The organism is Ruegeria sp. THAF33 (assembly GCF_009363615.1).
In the GTDB taxonomy this organism is placed as follows: Bacteria; Pseudomonadota; Alphaproteobacteria; order Rhodobacterales; family Rhodobacteraceae; genus Ruegeria.
In genome coordinates, this window is sequence record NZ_CP045384.1 from 3258744 (window position 1) to 3274349 (window position 15606).

15 protein-coding genes are annotated in these 15606 nt (G+C 58.7%); 4 read left to right on the forward strand and 11 right to left on the reverse strand.

Going from position 1 to position 15606, the window contains the following annotated elements; all coding sequences use genetic code 11:
• The first annotated feature begins 113 nt into the window (after positions 1 to 113).
• Positions 114 to 308, forward strand: a complete 195-nt coding sequence (locus FIU92_RS16350) for a DUF1127 domain-containing protein (protein WP_152459629.1) — start codon at positions 114 to 116, stop codon at positions 306 to 308.
• Positions 309 to 369: 61 nt separating this feature from the next.
• On the opposite strand, the gene FIU92_RS16355 is transcribed toward FIU92_RS16350, so the two are convergent.
• From FIU92_RS16355 to regB, 10 genes are all read right to left on the reverse strand, one after another.
• Positions 370 to 732, reverse strand: a complete 363-nt coding sequence (locus FIU92_RS16355) for a Lin0512 family protein (RefSeq protein ID WP_152459630.1) — start codon at positions 730 to 732, stop codon at positions 370 to 372.
• Positions 729 to 1079: a Lin0512 family protein gene (locus FIU92_RS16360; RefSeq protein WP_152459631.1), complete on the reverse strand. Its 351-nt coding sequence runs from the start codon at positions 1077 to 1079 to the stop codon at positions 729 to 731. Before FIU92_RS16360 ends, FIU92_RS16355 begins: the two co-directional genes overlap by 4 nt.
• Before the next feature lie 74 nt (positions 1080 to 1153).
• Positions 1154 to 1474, reverse strand: coding sequence for a thioredoxin (trxA, locus tag FIU92_RS16365; RefSeq protein WP_152459632.1), 321 nt, complete (start codon positions 1472 to 1474; stop codon positions 1154 to 1156).
• A 60-nt stretch (positions 1475 to 1534) separates the two neighbouring features.
• On the reverse strand, positions 1535 to 4891 hold the full coding sequence (gene addA, locus FIU92_RS16370) for a double-strand break repair helicase AddA (protein WP_152459633.1): 3357 nt from the start codon (positions 4889 to 4891) through the stop codon (positions 1535 to 1537).
• On the reverse strand, positions 4888 to 7812 hold the full coding sequence (addB, locus tag FIU92_RS16375; RefSeq protein ID WP_152459634.1) for a double-strand break repair protein AddB: 2925 nt from the start codon (positions 7810 to 7812) through the stop codon (positions 4888 to 4890). Before addB ends, addA begins: the two co-directional genes overlap by 4 nt.
• Positions 7805 to 8491, reverse strand: coding sequence for a nucleotidyltransferase family protein (locus tag FIU92_RS16380; protein WP_152459635.1), 687 nt, complete (start codon positions 8489 to 8491; stop codon positions 7805 to 7807). Before FIU92_RS16380 ends, addB begins: the two co-directional genes overlap by 8 nt.
• Complete coding sequence (locus FIU92_RS16385) at positions 8488 to 9492, reverse strand: aminoglycoside phosphotransferase family protein (protein ID WP_152459636.1); 1005 nt, start codon at positions 9490 to 9492, stop codon at positions 8488 to 8490. The genes FIU92_RS16380 and FIU92_RS16385 overlap by 4 nt, the downstream gene beginning before the upstream one ends.
• Entirely contained in the window at positions 9489 to 9962 is a 474-nt protein-coding gene (tsaE, locus tag FIU92_RS16390) for a tRNA (adenosine(37)-N6)-threonylcarbamoyltransferase complex ATPase subunit type 1 TsaE (RefSeq protein WP_152459637.1), read from the reverse strand. The genes FIU92_RS16385 and tsaE overlap by 4 nt, the downstream gene beginning before the upstream one ends.
• Positions 9963 to 10003: 41 nt before the next feature.
• Positions 10004 to 11512 carry a PAS-domain containing protein gene (locus FIU92_RS16395; protein WP_152459638.1) on the reverse strand — a complete coding sequence of 503 codons (1509 nt, stop codon included), beginning with the start codon at positions 11510 to 11512 and terminating at the stop codon, positions 10004 to 10006.
• A gap of 66 nt (positions 11513 to 11578) precedes the next feature.
• Complete coding sequence (gene regB, locus FIU92_RS16400; protein ID WP_152459639.1) at positions 11579 to 12976, reverse strand: sensor histidine kinase RegB; 1398 nt, start codon at positions 12974 to 12976, stop codon at positions 11579 to 11581.
• A 90-nt stretch (positions 12977 to 13066) separates the two neighbouring features.
• Here regB and FIU92_RS16405 point away from each other — a divergent pair, with 90 nt between their 5' ends.
• From FIU92_RS16405 to FIU92_RS16415, 3 genes are all read left to right on the forward strand, one after another.
• On the forward strand, positions 13067 to 13693 hold the full coding sequence (locus FIU92_RS16405; RefSeq protein WP_152459640.1) for an SCO family protein: 627 nt from the start codon (positions 13067 to 13069) through the stop codon (positions 13691 to 13693).
• A gap of 80 nt (positions 13694 to 13773) precedes the next feature.
• On the forward strand, positions 13774 to 14328 hold the full coding sequence (locus FIU92_RS16410) for an ActR/PrrA/RegA family redox response regulator transcription factor (protein ID WP_152459641.1): 555 nt from the start codon (positions 13774 to 13776) through the stop codon (positions 14326 to 14328).
• A 101-nt stretch (positions 14329 to 14429) separates the two neighbouring features.
• Positions 14430 to 14801 carry a VOC family protein gene (locus tag FIU92_RS16415; RefSeq protein WP_152459642.1) on the forward strand — a complete coding sequence of 124 codons (372 nt, stop codon included), beginning with the start codon at positions 14430 to 14432 and terminating at the stop codon, positions 14799 to 14801.
• 78 nt (positions 14802 to 14879) lie between these two features.
• Here FIU92_RS16415 and FIU92_RS16420 read toward each other — a convergent pair whose 3' ends face one another.
• Entirely contained in the window at positions 14880 to 15593 is a 714-nt protein-coding gene (locus FIU92_RS16420; RefSeq protein ID WP_152459643.1) for a GDSL-type esterase/lipase family protein, read from the reverse strand.
• Between the last annotated feature and the right edge of the window lie 13 nt (positions 15594 to 15606).

The following is a 15606-nucleotide window of genomic DNA, read 5'->3' on the forward strand; positions in this document are numbered from 1 at the left end:
AAAAAACGCATTCCGGGGTTACCAGACCAGCAATTGTGAGTCCGGGCATGCAGGACTACATGGGGCTTACAACCGACAACGGGTCGGCTGTTTCTTCACAAAGGACCGCGCACATGGCAACCACAGCTAACATTCATGCGCCGCTCGGAGCAGCTACCATCCTGCACGTAGTGGACGCGTTCACCAATGTCGTCAACACCGTTGTCGAATGGAAAGAATCCCGCAAAACCCGCAAACTCCTGTCGGAACTCAGCGACGCCCAGCTTGACGATATCGGCCTGAGCCGCGCAGACATCGCCGATCTCTGATGTTCCCGCAGATCAGCAACTCGAGACAGCCGCACGGATTTCCGAGCGGCTTTTTCTTTGTTCAGCCCTGAACGTATTTTCCAGCAAGATCAGGCAGAAACGCCTCGATCGCCGCAGTTGCAACCACGTGCCGCGTTCCCGCTTCTTCGTCGACAACGTCAAGCCCACCTTTGACTGCGCGAACCTCGGCCCTGCCCCGCGGCAGATCCGAGGCAACCAGATCGCAATCCACCTGTTCAGGATCCTGCACGCCGATCGTGACGCTGACGCGCATTTCGGAATGGTCGATCCCCAGCTTTGAAAACAACGTGATGGATGAATGGTGCAAAGCATCCTGCACCGCGCGGCGGGCTGCCTTGGTATAGTCCTGGCCGTACAGATCGTTACCTGTTCCCATCTCCAGAATGATGCGTTTTTCGCTCATTGCGCGGGCTCCATGTCGAAGGAAACGATCAGGGCGGCGTTGGCGATGACCGTGTGCCCGTCACTGTGGGGTTTTGCGATGTCCAGCCCGCCTTTGGTGACAGTAATGTTGGGATGACCATAGGGAAAGACAGCCTTCAACGCTTCGGTGTCCACCTGATCCGGCTGCTGAACCCCTATTTCGGCATCAATGATCATCGCCTCTTTCGGAAACCCGAACAGTTCCGCGATGTTGACCGAGTTGTGCCAAAGCGCATCCTTGATCGCCCGCAGTGACGCCTGAGTATAGTCCATCCGGCGCAGGGATGTGCCCATCCCGAATTCCACAAGGACCCGCGTTTTTGCCATTGGTGTCTCCGATGTCTTCAATAGAAAAGGCGCCCCGATCTGAGGCGCCTTCGAGATAATCTGTTAGAACCAGATCAGATGGATTCGTCGATCCAGCTTTGCAGGGCGGCTTTGGGCGCCGCGCCCGCGCGGTTGGAAACGACCTGACCGTCCTTGAAGATGAACAGCGCGGGGATGCCACGTACACCCATGGCGGCGGCTGAGTTCGGGTTGCTGTCCACATCGACCTTGGCGATTTTGACTTTGTCGCCATACTCGGCCGCCAGCTCTTCCAGCGCAGGGCCGATTTGCTTGCAGGGGCCGCACCATTCGGCCCAGAAATCCACGACCACGGGAACGGTCGAATTCTTGACTTCGGCGTCAAAGGTGTCGTCGGTAACGGCTACGGTCGACATATTCTGTCTCCTGAATGGGGTAAACTTGGGAACAGAACGTATGTGCCGCTTCGGGTAAGGTCAAGATATCTGGGTGCGGGCCAAAGCATCTGTCACAAGATCGTGTGGCAACCACATCAGCCGCGCCGTGCGGGTCCACAGAATGGCGGTACGAATGCTGCGATCCGGATAGATCTGCGCCAGCGCCTGCGCGTATGCCCCCATCTGTCGCAGCAGGCCTTCGGGGCAGTCTTCCGCGCGGTTTGGAACAGTGGCATTTGATTTGAAATCAATCACATGCACTTCCGTTGCCGACAGGATCAGACGATCCACAACCCCAAGTATCCGCTGCCCGTTCAGAGCGGCAGTAATGGGCACCTCGGCCAACGTGTCAGGTGCAAAGACGGGCTGCAAACCTTCCGCTGTCAGCACAGTTACGGCTTCGTTCAAAATCTCGTGCCGGTCCGTTTCGTGCATATCGGGCAGCAACCGCGCGCAAAGCTCTGGCCAAAGGTCTTTCTCGGCCACGGGAAGGTGTTCCAGCAACAGGTGCAGGCGGGTTCCGCGCAGTTTGGCCGCATCTTCATCCAGGCCGGCATCTCCGGGCAACGCCTTAGGACCACCCAGATCCGAAGGGCTGAGCGTGCCGGCAGGCGCAACCGGATCCGGTGCAGGGTGTTGGAACATGTCCGGCAATTCGACTTGCTGAACGGCAGTGTTCGGTTGATCGATCAAGGGCAGCGCGTCCCAATCCCCGTGGGACAGGCGGCGGATATCGGTACCCGGCACCTGCGAGGCCCCGGCCCGATCCATCGCCGCCTCGACCATCTGATACCAGCTGTTGCTGTCTTTCCCCAAATCACCTGCCGCCGCCACGATCAACCACTTTTCCGCCCGTGTCAGAGCCACATACAGCAACCGAAGCCGTTCGTTTTCCTCGCGGTTGCGCGCCTCTTCCCGCGCCTGCGAGATCAGGTTTGGTGACGCGTCCGCCGACACTTTCCACAAGGGTGTTCCGCCGGCCAACATGATCTCGGCGTCACGCGGGGGCTGGCGTTTGCCGGTATCCGGCAGGATGACGATCGGCGCCTCCAACCCTTTTGAGCCATGAACGGTCATCACCCGGATCCTGTTGCCGACGCCGCTCATCTGTCGTTTGATTTCCAGATCGTCCGTCTGCATCCAGACCAGAAATCCCGTCAGGCTGGGGATATCCGTTCGCTCATAGGCCAGAGCCTGGGACAACAGCGCGTTGATGCCGTCTTCGGCTTCTGCCCCCAACCGCCCCAACAGCTTGCGCCGTCCGTCATGGCGGGTCAGGATACGTTCGATCAGATCATAGGGGCGCAGAAAGTCGATCTGGCTGCGCAGATCGTTCAGCACCGACAGAGTTTCGGGAAACTCTTCCGCGCGGTTGCGCAGTGCGGCCCAAAGGAACTGTTCCTTGCGACGGTGCGCCAGATCGAAAAGCTGCTGTTCGGACCAGCCGAACAAGGGGGATTTGAGAACCGTCGCCAGGGACAGGCTGTCTTCGGGCGTGGCCAGAAAGCTGAGCAAGGCCGCTAGATCCTTGACCGCCAGTTCAGCGCCCACTTTCAACCGATCTGCTCCGGCGATAGGTAGATGCAGCGCCTTGCAGGCACGGATGATCTCGGCAAACAGGTCCGAGCGGCGTTGCACAAGGATCAGAAAATCCCCCGGCTGCACCTTTCGACGAACGAATTGGCCGGATTTGCCATCTTCCGGGATCGTCTCACCCCGTTCGATCATGTCTTTGATCGACTGTGCAACCTTTTCGGCCAGAATGACGGTGTGATGTCGTGCGCCGGGACGATCAACCGGATCGGTCCAATCCCCGTCTTCGGTATCTGCAACCTTTTCAACCACGGGCCAAAGATCAACACGACCTGGCAGATCGGCCTTGAAAGCACGGTGCTGACTGTCCTTGTGAAACCCCGCATCAGAGCGGTTTTCGAACAGGATATCGACCAGAGTCAGGATCGCGCTGGAGGATCTAAACGAGTATTCCAACGTCGAATCCCACAGTTTAGAGCCTGATTCAGCCAGTCTCCGGCCAAACTCTTCCTGCATTCTGTCAAAGGCTTGTGGATCGGCGCCCTGAAAGGAATAGATCGATTGCTTCTTGTCACCGACGACGAAGATCGTGCGTTCAACCCCGGATCGGGCCCCTTCCCCGCTGGTGAATTCCTGCGCCAGTTTCTCGATCACGTCCCATTGATCGGGGCTGGTGTCCTGTGCTTCGTCCACAAGAATATGATCGATGCCCCCGTCCAGTCGGTACAGCACCCATTCGGCCACTGCCGGATCGTTCAACACCTGCCGCGCGCGCAGGATCAGGTCGTCGAAATCCAGCCAGCCGCGCAATTGCTTGCGCCGTTCGTATTCCGGCAGGAAGGCTGCGGCAAAGCGGTGCAGAACCGCGGTTTTCTGCGCCGCGACCAGCGCCAGACGCTGTTCTCGTGCGGTTTCGATCCGCAGCATGAAGGCCTCGAGCTGCGGCATCCGGTCGGCCAGCACACCTTCGCGCAGGGGTTTGGTCGGAAAAGCGTTGAGTTTGGCCGTGAAGGGTTCCTTTGCGCCCTTCCCTGTCAGAAACACGCTTTCCAACATAGGTAGATGTGCCAATCTGGCTTCGTTGAACCCGGCCAGTTTCGCGGCGGCCTTGGCGTTGTTGCCACCGCTTTCGGTCAAAGCGGGCAGCATGGACCGGATCAGGTCGATTTCGCCACCAAGAAAAACCCGCCCAAGCAGCGCGGTTTCGTCAAAGCCGGCGGGCAGATCGAAGCGATGCAGCAGATCGGACCACCCAAGCGGCTGCACAAACAGATTGCGTTTTTGCGTGAGTGCAGCAGTCAGTTTGTCAAAACCCGTGTCCGTGACAAACCGGGCCACATCTTCAATCAACCCGGCCTGAGGGCCTGCGGCGAAATCTTCGACAATCTCCTCTCGCAACAAGGCTGCTGCGCGGTCTTCCATTTCGGTGAACTGCGGGCTGACGCCAGCCTCGAGCGGGAATCGTCGCAGCAACGAGGCGCAGAACGAGTGGATGGTCTGGATTTTCAGACCTCCCGGCGTTTCGATGGCGCGGGCAAACAGGGTGCGTGCTTGCGCCAGCTTGTCCGAGCTGATTTCGCCGGGTACACCGAGATCGGTCAGCTGTTCCAGCAGAGAGCTGTTATCCAGCATTGCCCATTCACCAAGGCGCTTGAACAACCTGTTCTGCATCTCGCTGGCGGCGGCTTTGGTGTAGGTCAGGCACAGGATGTGCTGAGGCTGGACTCCGTCCAGCAGCAAACGCGCCACCCGGTCCGTCAAAACCCGCGTCTTGCCTGATCCCGCATTGGCCGCCAGCCAGGTCGAGGCATCGGGGCGCGCGGCCTGCACCTGCCGTTCTGTTGCATCGTTGCGCGGGCTCATGTCAGGTCCTCAGGGCATGTTTCGGCTGTCCGGTCCCATTCGCCGAACCGAGCCAGGTGATCATAATCACCGATATCTGAATCCTTGTGCAGCATACGACGGGACGAAAATCCCTGATCAGGCTCTAAATAAGCGGAAATCAACTCTTTCAGCTCGGCAAGAACCTTGTCGGTCGGTTCTTTTTCCAAGGGCGCGGCAACCTCCTTGTAGCTGCCACCCATACCGATGAAGATGGCTTCGGCCACGCCTGTCGGGTCAAGGCCCTCAATCCCGCCCTGCTCGGCCATGGCCGCTTCGATCAGCAACTGCTTGTCGAATTTGGATTGCTGACTTTCCGTGGGTGGCGCGCCGGTTTTATAGTCGATGATCCGCAACGCACCCCGGCTGTTGCAATCGATCCTGTCCGCGCGCCCGACAATGGTGAAATCCAGAGGGTTCAGCACCAGCTTCATTGCCGCCTCAAACGCCACCGGCCCGCCATCAGCCCGGCGCGCGAGTTCTGCGCCAAGGAAATCCTCCGCGATCCGTTCCAACCGGGCCAGCCACAGTTTGCGGGCCGTCGGCCAGGCGACGTGTTGATCCAATAGAGCATGCGCCCGTTTCAGGAAATTGCCCCGCGCCAGCAAAGCCCTGTCGAGGACGCTGTCCTTGATGAAATGCTCGAGGATTTCGTGAATCACAATTCCTCTCAGCAAGGCATCGGGGGCCTGTACAAGCGGATCTAGCGGTTTCAGCCGAAGCACATGTTTGGCGTAAATCGCGTATGGATCGCGGATCAGCCTCTTTATCTCGGTCACAGACAGACGGCGCGGACGCGCGGCGGCCGGTGGGCGCGGAGAAGGACGCGGTGCGGGGTCGATCCGCGGCGCATCTTCCAGTGCCTCGGACCAGTTCAACCATTTTTCGCCCTGAGCGCGCATTTTGACCAGAGCTTCGGGGCCACCCTGACCCGGCAAACCCTGCAACAGGTTGGTCAGTCGGTTCAGCCAGCGCGACGGTACCGTCTCGGCATCATCCGAGCGGGTCGCGCGGGTCAACCACACTTCGGGTGCGCCGATGGCCTGCTGGAAGTCATGCGCAGACAGGCCGATCCGGCGTTCGGGCAGCAACAAGCCGGCTTTGTCACGCATCTGCCGGTTCAACCAGGGATCGGGCGTTGGCGCCTCTGGCCAACTTCCTTCATTCAACCCGCCAAGGATCAGCAGGTCGGCGCCCTGCACCCGTGCCTCGAGCGTGCCCCAGATCATGATGTGCGGATGCGGCGCATCCCGGTCACGAACCTCTTCACCCGCAAGCAGAGCACCCAGCAGATCGGCAAAGTCATGGGCCGTCATCAGGCCGCCATGCTGCGCCTCTGCGCTGAGAGAATTCAGCACCCCCAGTGCCTTTTGGCCTGCGTTTTTGTCCCACAGAGTGCCCGTTTCACCCGTGCTGCCGGCCGAGATCGCCTCGGCCAGTGTCATCAAACGCGCCACCCAGTCCGCGAGGTGCAGTTCACTGGTGATCTGCTGGTCGCAGAAATGCTGCACGACCCATTTCACCCAGCTTTCCTGGGCCTCTTTGCGCACTGCAAAAGCCGCAAGGCTTGCACTGTCAGGAAAGGGCGGGCCGTGACGGCGCAGGTCAAGTTCCAGGTCACGCGTGTGCAGCAAATGAATTCCGCGGTCACCGCCATCATGACATAGCGGGTGCTTCAAAAGGGTCAGCAGCGCCTCGCCTTCCAGACGGCGTGTGAACAGGTTGGCCACATGGCGCAGAAAACGTCCCGGTGGGGAAAGTTGCAGCGGCAGGCCCGCACTGTCGTCCGGCACGATGTTCCACCGATCCAGCGCGGCGCTGACCTGGCGGGTCAACATGCGATCCGGCGTGATCAGAGCGGCGGTCTGTCCTGTTTCCGCCGCCTGCCGCAGGCGCAGGGCGATGGCCAATGCCTCGGCGCGAGGCGATTGAGCCTCGACCAGTGTCAGGCCGTCGGTTGCGCCTTTTATTTCGGACAGTCTGGGGCCTTCGGTCATCCAGGCGTCAGTGACGGGTGCCGGACGTAAAGCTAGGGATATCAAGCGGTTACGCGAGGGTGAGGGAGCCGATAAATCCGTCCATTGGGTGATCTGACCCGGTGTAAGTTCCAGCGCGCGCATCAACTTGCGGAAACGGTATTGTGGGTGATCTTCAGACGTCAACGCATCATCCAACCCCTGCCAAACGTGATCCGGCTGGTCGAAATCAAATCCGGGCAGCACCAATGCGCCTTGCGGCAGGCGCGCGATGGCTTCCATCAACATCAGGGTGGTGCCACGGGACCCGGTAGAGCCCGCCAGAATGACCGGGTGTTGCGGGGGGGCAATCTGCCATCGCGCGATCAGGTTTTCGACCACGCGGCGCTGGCGGGCCTGTGCATCCATCGTCTGCCCGCCGGTGTCGATGAATTGATCCGCGATGCCGATAAAGGCTTGTGCCCGCGACCAGTGTCCGGACATATCGCTGACGTCCAGCTGCCGGATCGCTTCGGGCGATACGCCTTCGCCCTGCATTTCGTCAATCAGCGCGGCCAGACTGTCGGACAGGTCAAAGATCGATGACCGGGCGGCAAGGTCCGGCTGTTGTTCCAGCAGTTTGGATACAAGCTGAGTCAACTCAAGACGCCGCCGCAGAGGCGGGATAGCAGGCGGGATCCGCGCCAGATCAACCCTTTCACCCAAGTCCGTCACCAACGAGAGACGGGGCAGAAGGCAAGGTGGCCCCTGATTGAACAGATCGCGGACGCGCCGTTCCATGCGTCGTGTGTTCAGGATCAACTCTACCCGCGCCAAAGCTTCGGGTGGGCCCGAACAGCGCTGCCGCAGGCCATCGACCAATGCCTTGGGGAAATCCGTACCGGGAGGCACGGCAAATACACGGGGCACGGTGCCGGATTCAAACATCTGCCAGCAAACCCTCGGCCAGCGCGATGCCTTCCGGACGACCTACATCGCACCAGCGTCCAGGGTATTCGACCGCAAAAAGCCGACCCTGATCAAGCATCTGGTTCCAAAGCAGGTTGAGTGAAAACGCTGTTTGCGAGAACGAATGCAAACCCTGGGCCTTGAGGATCTGGGCCCCGCCGTAAACCAGACCAGGACCGCGCGTGATCCGTCCATCTTTTCCAGCGGTGAAATCACCCGATCCAATATGACCAACGGTTCTCGCAACTGGAACACACATCAGCAGCGCATCCATACGACCCGGGTCCCAGGCGTGCTGCAACAGGGTCAAAGGGTTTGGCCCTGACCAGATCGCGTCCGTGTTCAACGTGAATACGGGGTCGGTGCCCAGCATCGGCAAAGCCGCCCGCAATCCGCCACCTGTTTCCAGTATTTCAGGGTCTTCCCGAGACAGCAGAACGCCTTTGGGGCCGAGATGCGCCGCGAGCTGATCAGCGTGATAATGCAGGTTGGCAACGGTACGGACGGGATCAAGATCTTCGACAAGATCCAGCGCATGATCAATCAGTGGTCGCCCCGCCACTTCGATCAATGGCTTCGGCCGGTCTTTGGTCAGCGCGCCCATGCGGGTGCCGAACCCGGCTGCGAACAGCATTGCGGCAAATGGCGATCCGGTCATTGCGTTCTCAACTTGGCCAGGTTTTGCGGTGTGGGTCTGGGCAAAGCTTCGTGCAGCAGGGACGCCACCGAAACCAGGGCAGGGTGATCCAGATCGCGCATCAGATGTGCCCAGACGGCCGGGATCATGTCCACATAGTGAGGCTTGCCATATTCCGTCGCCAGACGTGCAAAGACGCCAAGGATACGCAGGTTTCTCTGGGCCCCCAAAACACTGTAGGCCGTGCGGAAATCATGGTCGTCCATACCTGACGCAGAGATGTAGTGGTTGATCATCTGCATTTCGATCCCGGCCGAGACATCTCGGCGTACATCCTGTAGCAGAGACACCAGATCGTAGGCCGGGTGCCCCAGCATGGCCAACTGAAAGTCCAGCAACCCGACGCGCTTCACGCCTTCGCGCTGCGGCAGCCACAACAGGTTTTCCGCGTGATAATCCCTGAGAACGACGACTTTCGAACCGGATGTTTCACGATGCAGGATGTCCGCGAACCGGTGCTCGAACCGGGACATGGCGTCTTCATCACATGTTCCCAGGATACCGGCCGCATACTTGGTGAAAGCCAATGCCGCCAGTTCCGTCATCAGGGACGGATCATAAGACGGCAAGGCAAGAGAAGGCGCCTGATGCAGGTGGAGCAGCACGTCGGTGGCGGCCCGGTACAATTCACGCTCTTTGCCCGGGTCTTTTTTCAGGACGCGCGCAAAAAGATCATCACCCAGATCTTCCAGCAACAGAAAACCGTACTGGGTATCTTCGGCATAGATTTCCGGCGCGCTCAGACCAACCGATCGGAGGTATTCGGCAACCCGCACGAAGGGTTCAACATCGTCACTTTTTTCAGGTGGCGCGTCCATCAAAACCGCAGTGCGCCCGTTGGTTGGATCAACTAGCCGTTCGTATCGCCGGTTCGAGGCATCGCCTGCCAGTGGCCTACGTGTTGCCCCGGCCCAGGGTGTTTGCGCAATCAGGGCCTCGGCCAGGACCGTCCTGTTGGTCATGCGGTTCTCTCCAGTTTTTCCGCCCATTTCGGAGCAGTCCAAGACAGGGTCACACAGCGGAAATCGATATTGTTTGGGTCTGTTTCAAAGGTCAATGTCAACGCACCTTGGGGCGCCAACGGGCCCAGCTTGTCCGGCCATTCCACAAGGCAGATTGCCGTATCGAAAGCGTCCGTCAGACCCAGTTCGTCAACTTCTTCGGCCGCGCTCAGACGATACAGGTCGCAATGCCATATTTCCCCTGATGGCGTGTCGTAAGCCTGGACCAAAGTGAAAGTTGGCGAGGGCACATCTTCGGTTTCTGCCATCAATGACTGAATGAGGTTGCGCGCGAAATGTGTCTTGCCGCTGCCGATCGGGCCCTCCAGCAGAACGACATCGCCCGGGCGCAGTGATGTTCCCAATTGCCGTGCGAAAACTGCGGTTTCTTCGGGCGATTTGAAAGTCAGAGATCGGGCGGTCTGTGTCATGCCGCCACAATGGCCTTGCGCCTGACCGGCTGCAACCCGGTTCAGGCGCTGATCTGTTCCATCGCGGTGGATTTCGAGGGAAACTCGGATTGCGTAAACCGCACGATTGTCGCGCCGTTATGAACCGGTGTGACGGTGCAATCCACGGTTATGCCGGTTCTCATCTGGATTTCAGCTGTCCATTCGGCGCGGTTTTCCCGCATTTCGACAAAATCCCGCACCTCACCCAAAACCGGTGTCGCAATACAGAGGTCTTGCCAGCGTCGCGTGACGTCGGTGACCGTTTCGCTTTGGAACCCGACCTCGTGCGCGTCTCCCCACAGCTTTTGATACGCATAGTTGGTGAAGGCCAGCGTACCGTCATCCGCAAAGACGGCAATCGCGTCCGCCAGTTTGTCCAGGATGGACTGCATCAGATCCATTTCTGATCGAAAGCGCCGCGTCAGGGTGATTTCGGCGGTGATATCCTCGAATAGAAACGCCACTGCGCCGTCCGGGTGAGGGCGGCCGCTGACGGAATAGACCGATCCGGATGGCAGCGACCACGTCTCGTGATAGTTTCCATCTTCAGCCGCTTCGAGAAGGTCGTTCATCTGACGCCGCCAGCTGCGGTAATTCTTCGGCTCCGGCATCATGTGTTGATCCCGCAAGCGGTCGAAGAAACTGCTCAGGCTGGGGCGGCAACTGAGGAAATCGGGCGGCAACGTGGTCAGATCGATCAGGGCCGGGTTGAACAGGGCCAATTGCCGATTGCGGTCAAAAATGGCGAGACCAATGGACAATTGGGCAAAGGTCTTGGTCATGGTCTGCACGAATTTGCGCTGGGCGGTTTCCGCCTCGACAATCGCGTTGACGTCAACGGCGTAGCATAGATGACCGTTTTCGTGTTCGATCCGAGTCAAATCGAACCAAAGCTTGCGATCAGTATCTGCCACATCCACCGACACGCGGGTTTTTCCGGTAGGTCTTGTGGCATCCTCCAGGCTTTCAAAAAGCGGCGCAGTCAGATCGGCGTCCTGATCACGTGCCTTTTGAACAAGTGCGACATAGGCGGCATTGCACCATTGCACCCGATTGTCGTTATCCGCCAACCATACCGGGTAAGGGGCCAGATCCATTGCCAGACGGGTCGGTTCGCCTGGGGTAACCGATCCGGCCGAGGAGGTCCTGGCGCATTCGCAAAGTCGAACGCGGACGATACCGTCGATCCACTCACACACGACTTCTCGTTCAACCGTGCAGTCAATGGCCGATACCAGGATTTTGCCCTGATCGCGCACTTTGTCGGAAGTTTCGGGAAAGGTGGGGAAATCCCTTTGCAACAAGCGCCGCAGATCCAGCCAGTTTTCAACATGCTCAAACCCGGCCAGTGCGAAATCAGAATGGCTGATCAGTTGGTCGCCATCGAACAGGAATACGGCATCAAACAGCGAGGTGTTCGAAAACAGACCAAAAGCCTTGTCGCGCTGAGCCCGGCGTGGCAACAGCCACAGAACGGCGAAACAGCACGAAACAAGACTGATCGCGGCCAGAATAATCCAATCGGCCATCAAATTCCCCAAGCCTGAACGATACAAGCACAGACTATGCGTGGGATTGGTTAACGGTCTCTTAATTCACACCTGGATGCGCGTGTTGGATCCCGACGGGACCGGGGTGTCACCCTTCTGTGCATCAATCAGTTTGCGTGGCCAGGTCACCTTGACGATTGCCCCGCGCCGTTCAGGATTGTCGGTCAGATGCTGGTAGGGGTCCGAGCCATTGGCGAATTCCAGTTCGGCGCCGCTGCGTTCCAGCAGGGTTTTGGCGATGAACAATCCCAGGCCCATGCCTTCGTATTCCGGGCGTGCTCTCTGATCGGATTCCGCCCGTCTGCGACGCATAAAGGGGTCGCCGATGCGTCCGATCATGTGGGGCGGGTATCCACGCCCGTCATCCATGATGCTGACGGTGATCCTGCCGTCGGTCCATTCGGCCTCGACCCAGACATTTGCACGGGCGAAATCCACCGCATTCTGAATCAGGTTGCGCAACCCGTGAATGATCTCGGGTTTGCGCAGGATCGAGGGCTGCTGAACATCCCCGTCCTGCGCGGGGCCTTCTGAAAAATGAACCTCTTTGCCGCGACCGACATGTGGTTCGGCCGCTTCGTTCACCACTGTCGAAAGCGGCGCCTGCCGCAGATGCAGATCATCTTTGCCCGCCCGCCCCATGTCGCGCAGAATGTCACGGCAACGGTCTGCCTGCTCGCGGATCAAAGCGGCGTCTTCTTTCAGGTCCGGGCGGTCGTCAAGTTCTTCGATCAGTTCCGCGCTGGTCAGTTTTATCGTCGCCAGAGGCGTGCCCAGTTCATGCGCGGCAGCGGCAACGACGCCCCCCAGATCGGTCAGTTTCTGTTCGCGCGCCAGCGCCATATGCGTGGCGGCCAGCGCTTCGGACATGGATTGGACTTCGGAACTGACGCGGTGGGAATAGGCGCCGATGAAGACGATGGCGATTACGATCGCGGCCCAGTTTCCAAACAGAAGGATATCGGGGATATCCAGAACAAGCCCCAGACTTGTCCGCAACGGAAGGTGAAATTCCGCCAGCACAGTTGTCAGAACGATTGCGACGGCGCCGACAATCAGGGTCGATCGTGTGCTCATGACATTGGCTGAAATCGTGACCGGGCCCAGCAGAAGCAGCGCAAACGGATTGTTCAGCCCGCCTGTCAAGTACAGCAGAATTGACAATTGCAGCAGGTCGAACAGAACCATCAGGAAGTTTTCAAACTCGGTCAGGCGCTTGTTCTGCGGAAACAGCAATATGGCAGTCAGGTTGCCCATGACCGAGATTCCGATGGCCAGGTAACACAGGCCCAGTTCCAGCTGCACGTCATAGTATCGCTGGGCCACCGTGATTGCGGTGAGCTGGCCGATGATGGCCACCCATCGCAAAAGGATCAGGGTCCGTAGACGAATCCAGCTGCTGCGTTCCTGGCCGCGCCAAAAAGTCTGATTGGATTCTGCCATCGGTCGCTTATGTCCTGTTGCATCGGCTGGTCATCTTGATAGGTGTCCCGGCCGGAACGATCAACAACCCCTTGAGACCGGATAATCGAAATGACCCGCCTTCTCGCAATTCTCGCAACTGTTGTTCTGGCTATCGGACTTGGGGCCATGTGGATTCTGACGCGGGGTGGCGGGTCCGATGACAAATTCGCGCAATGCCGGTCCAGCCAGATCGCCGGGGGTGCCGCCGCAATTGGTGGACCATTTGAACTGGTGAACGGCAAAGGCGAGACGGTTACGGACAAAGATGTGATTACCGAACCGACGCTGGTTTACTTCGGATACACGTTCTGCCCGGACGTTTGCCCCTTCGACATGTCCCGCAACGCCGACGCTGTCGATATTCTGGCTGAACGCGGGCTTTCGGTGACACCTTTGTTCATCTCGATTGACCCGGATCGCGATACGCCCGAAGTCATGGCTGACTATGCTTTCAATCTCGGGGGCAAGACGATCGCCCTGACCGGCTCGCCAGAACAGGTCAAGGCGGCCAGCAAGGCCTACAAGACCTATTACAAGGCGCATGACAAGGGCGATGAATTCTATCTGGTTGACCATTCCACATTTACCTATCTGGTTACACCCGAAGATGGATTTCTGGAGTTCTTCAAGCGCGAAGACACGGCCGAACAGATGGCGGACAAGGTTGAATGCTTCCTGAAGCAGGCCGCGTCGTAACAAGGTTGTTTGACCTTTGTTCCCGCGCTGCTATTACTCATGTTCGAGCCAAAGGCATGAAATAGCGAAAGACCTAACATATGGCAGACACTTCTCAGCTTGACATCGGCCCTGACAAATCCCTGCTTTTGGTTGATGATGACGAGCCGTTTCTGAGACGTTTGGCCAAGGCCATGGAAAAGCGTGGCTTCGAGGTTGAGACCGCAGGATCCGTCGCGGCAGGGCGCGCGATATCCACCGCCCGGCCCCCGGCTTATGCCGTTGTCGATCTGCGGCTTGAGGATGGCAACGGATTGGACGTTGTCGAGGTATTGCGGGAAAAACGCCCTGACAGCCGTGTCGTTGTTCTGACCGGATATGGTGCGATCGCGACCGCTGTCGCGGCTGTCAAGATCGGCGCGACCGACTATTTGTCAAAGCCAGCCGATGCCACCGACATCACGAACGCGTTGCTGGCAAAGGGTGACGAGATGCCCCCGCCGCCGGAAAACCCCATGAGCGCGGACCGTGTGCGCTGGGAACATATCCAGCGCGTCTATGAGCTGTGTGACCGGAATGTTTCCGAAACCGCGCGACGGTTGAATATGCATCGGCGGACGTTGCAGCGGATACTGGCGAAACGCAGCCCTCGTTAGGTCGGCCGGCCGCTCGATGACGGTTTAGTGACTTGTAACCTTGGACCCTGTCGAGGACTGTTCGGCACATCTGGAATCTTTTGTCAAAACAGGACCACTTTATGATCGGATATGTGACCGTTGGCGTTTCGGACATGGAGCGCGCCAAGGACTTCTATACCAAACTTTTCGCGGACAAGGGCGCGAAAGTGGTTATAGACGCAGGCCGGATCGCGTTCATCGGCAACAAACCCGAAGCGCCGATGCTGGCGGTCTGCGAGCCCTACGACGGTGATGCCTGCGCCGCCGGAAATGGCAACATGGTCGCCTTTGCAGCCGACTCCAAGGATGAGGTCAAGGAACTATATGACAAGGCAATCAGCCTGGGTGCGGTGGACGAAGGCGAACCTGGTCAACGCGTCCCCGACAGGTTCTATGGTGCCTATCTGCGTGACCCGGATGGCAACAAACTGTGCTTCTACGTCTTTGGCTGAAACGGCGTGAACACAAACCCTGCCCAAGTTTCAGACAAGTCTGCGGGCAGCGGTGCTTACCGTACCCATTCAGTACCTTCAGGGTGAGCAGGAAATTTCTGCGCAGAGCTGCCGCGCCAGCTGACGATATCCGATTGCGTTGGGATGCAACCCGTCTGATGTCCAGTCGGCGGTGTTCTCGGCGAAACCGTCCGGCGGGGTCAGAAACGTGCAGTTCGCCATATCCTGACAGGCCTGTTGTGCAGCCGAATTGAAGGCCGTTCGAAACGCCTCTTGTTCCGCGGTCCAGTTTGCACCGGTGACGGGCAACACAGCACGCCAGATCAACCTGTCAGCAGGTATGAACAGGGCCTTCAACTGTGCGACATAGCCTGCAATCTTCTCTGGCGGTGTGGCGGTCAGAGCGTCATTGACCCCGATTCCCAGATACCATGTCGGAACATGGGCAATCAGTTCCGGTTTTGCCCGTGCGATCAGGCCCGGGGCGGTGTCGCGGCTGATCCCAAGATTCAGCGAGTTGGGCAGGATGTTGCTGGTCAACCACCCTTCGATTATCGAATCGCCGATGAAAGCGATCTGAATATCCGGTGAGGCGAGCGCCTGAGAAATCGGCCGCTCGTGCAGCCAGACCATGAGCTTGTAGTGATCGGTTTCCGTGACCGGGACATGTGTGCCCGAGATTTTTCTGAGCGCCTTCGAGACATACCCGGTTTCGACCAACGCTGCCGCAAGACCAACAGTCAGCACGACATTGACGACAAGCAAAACTCGGGTTCCGGTTTTTGTTTTCATCTTTCTTCCACCA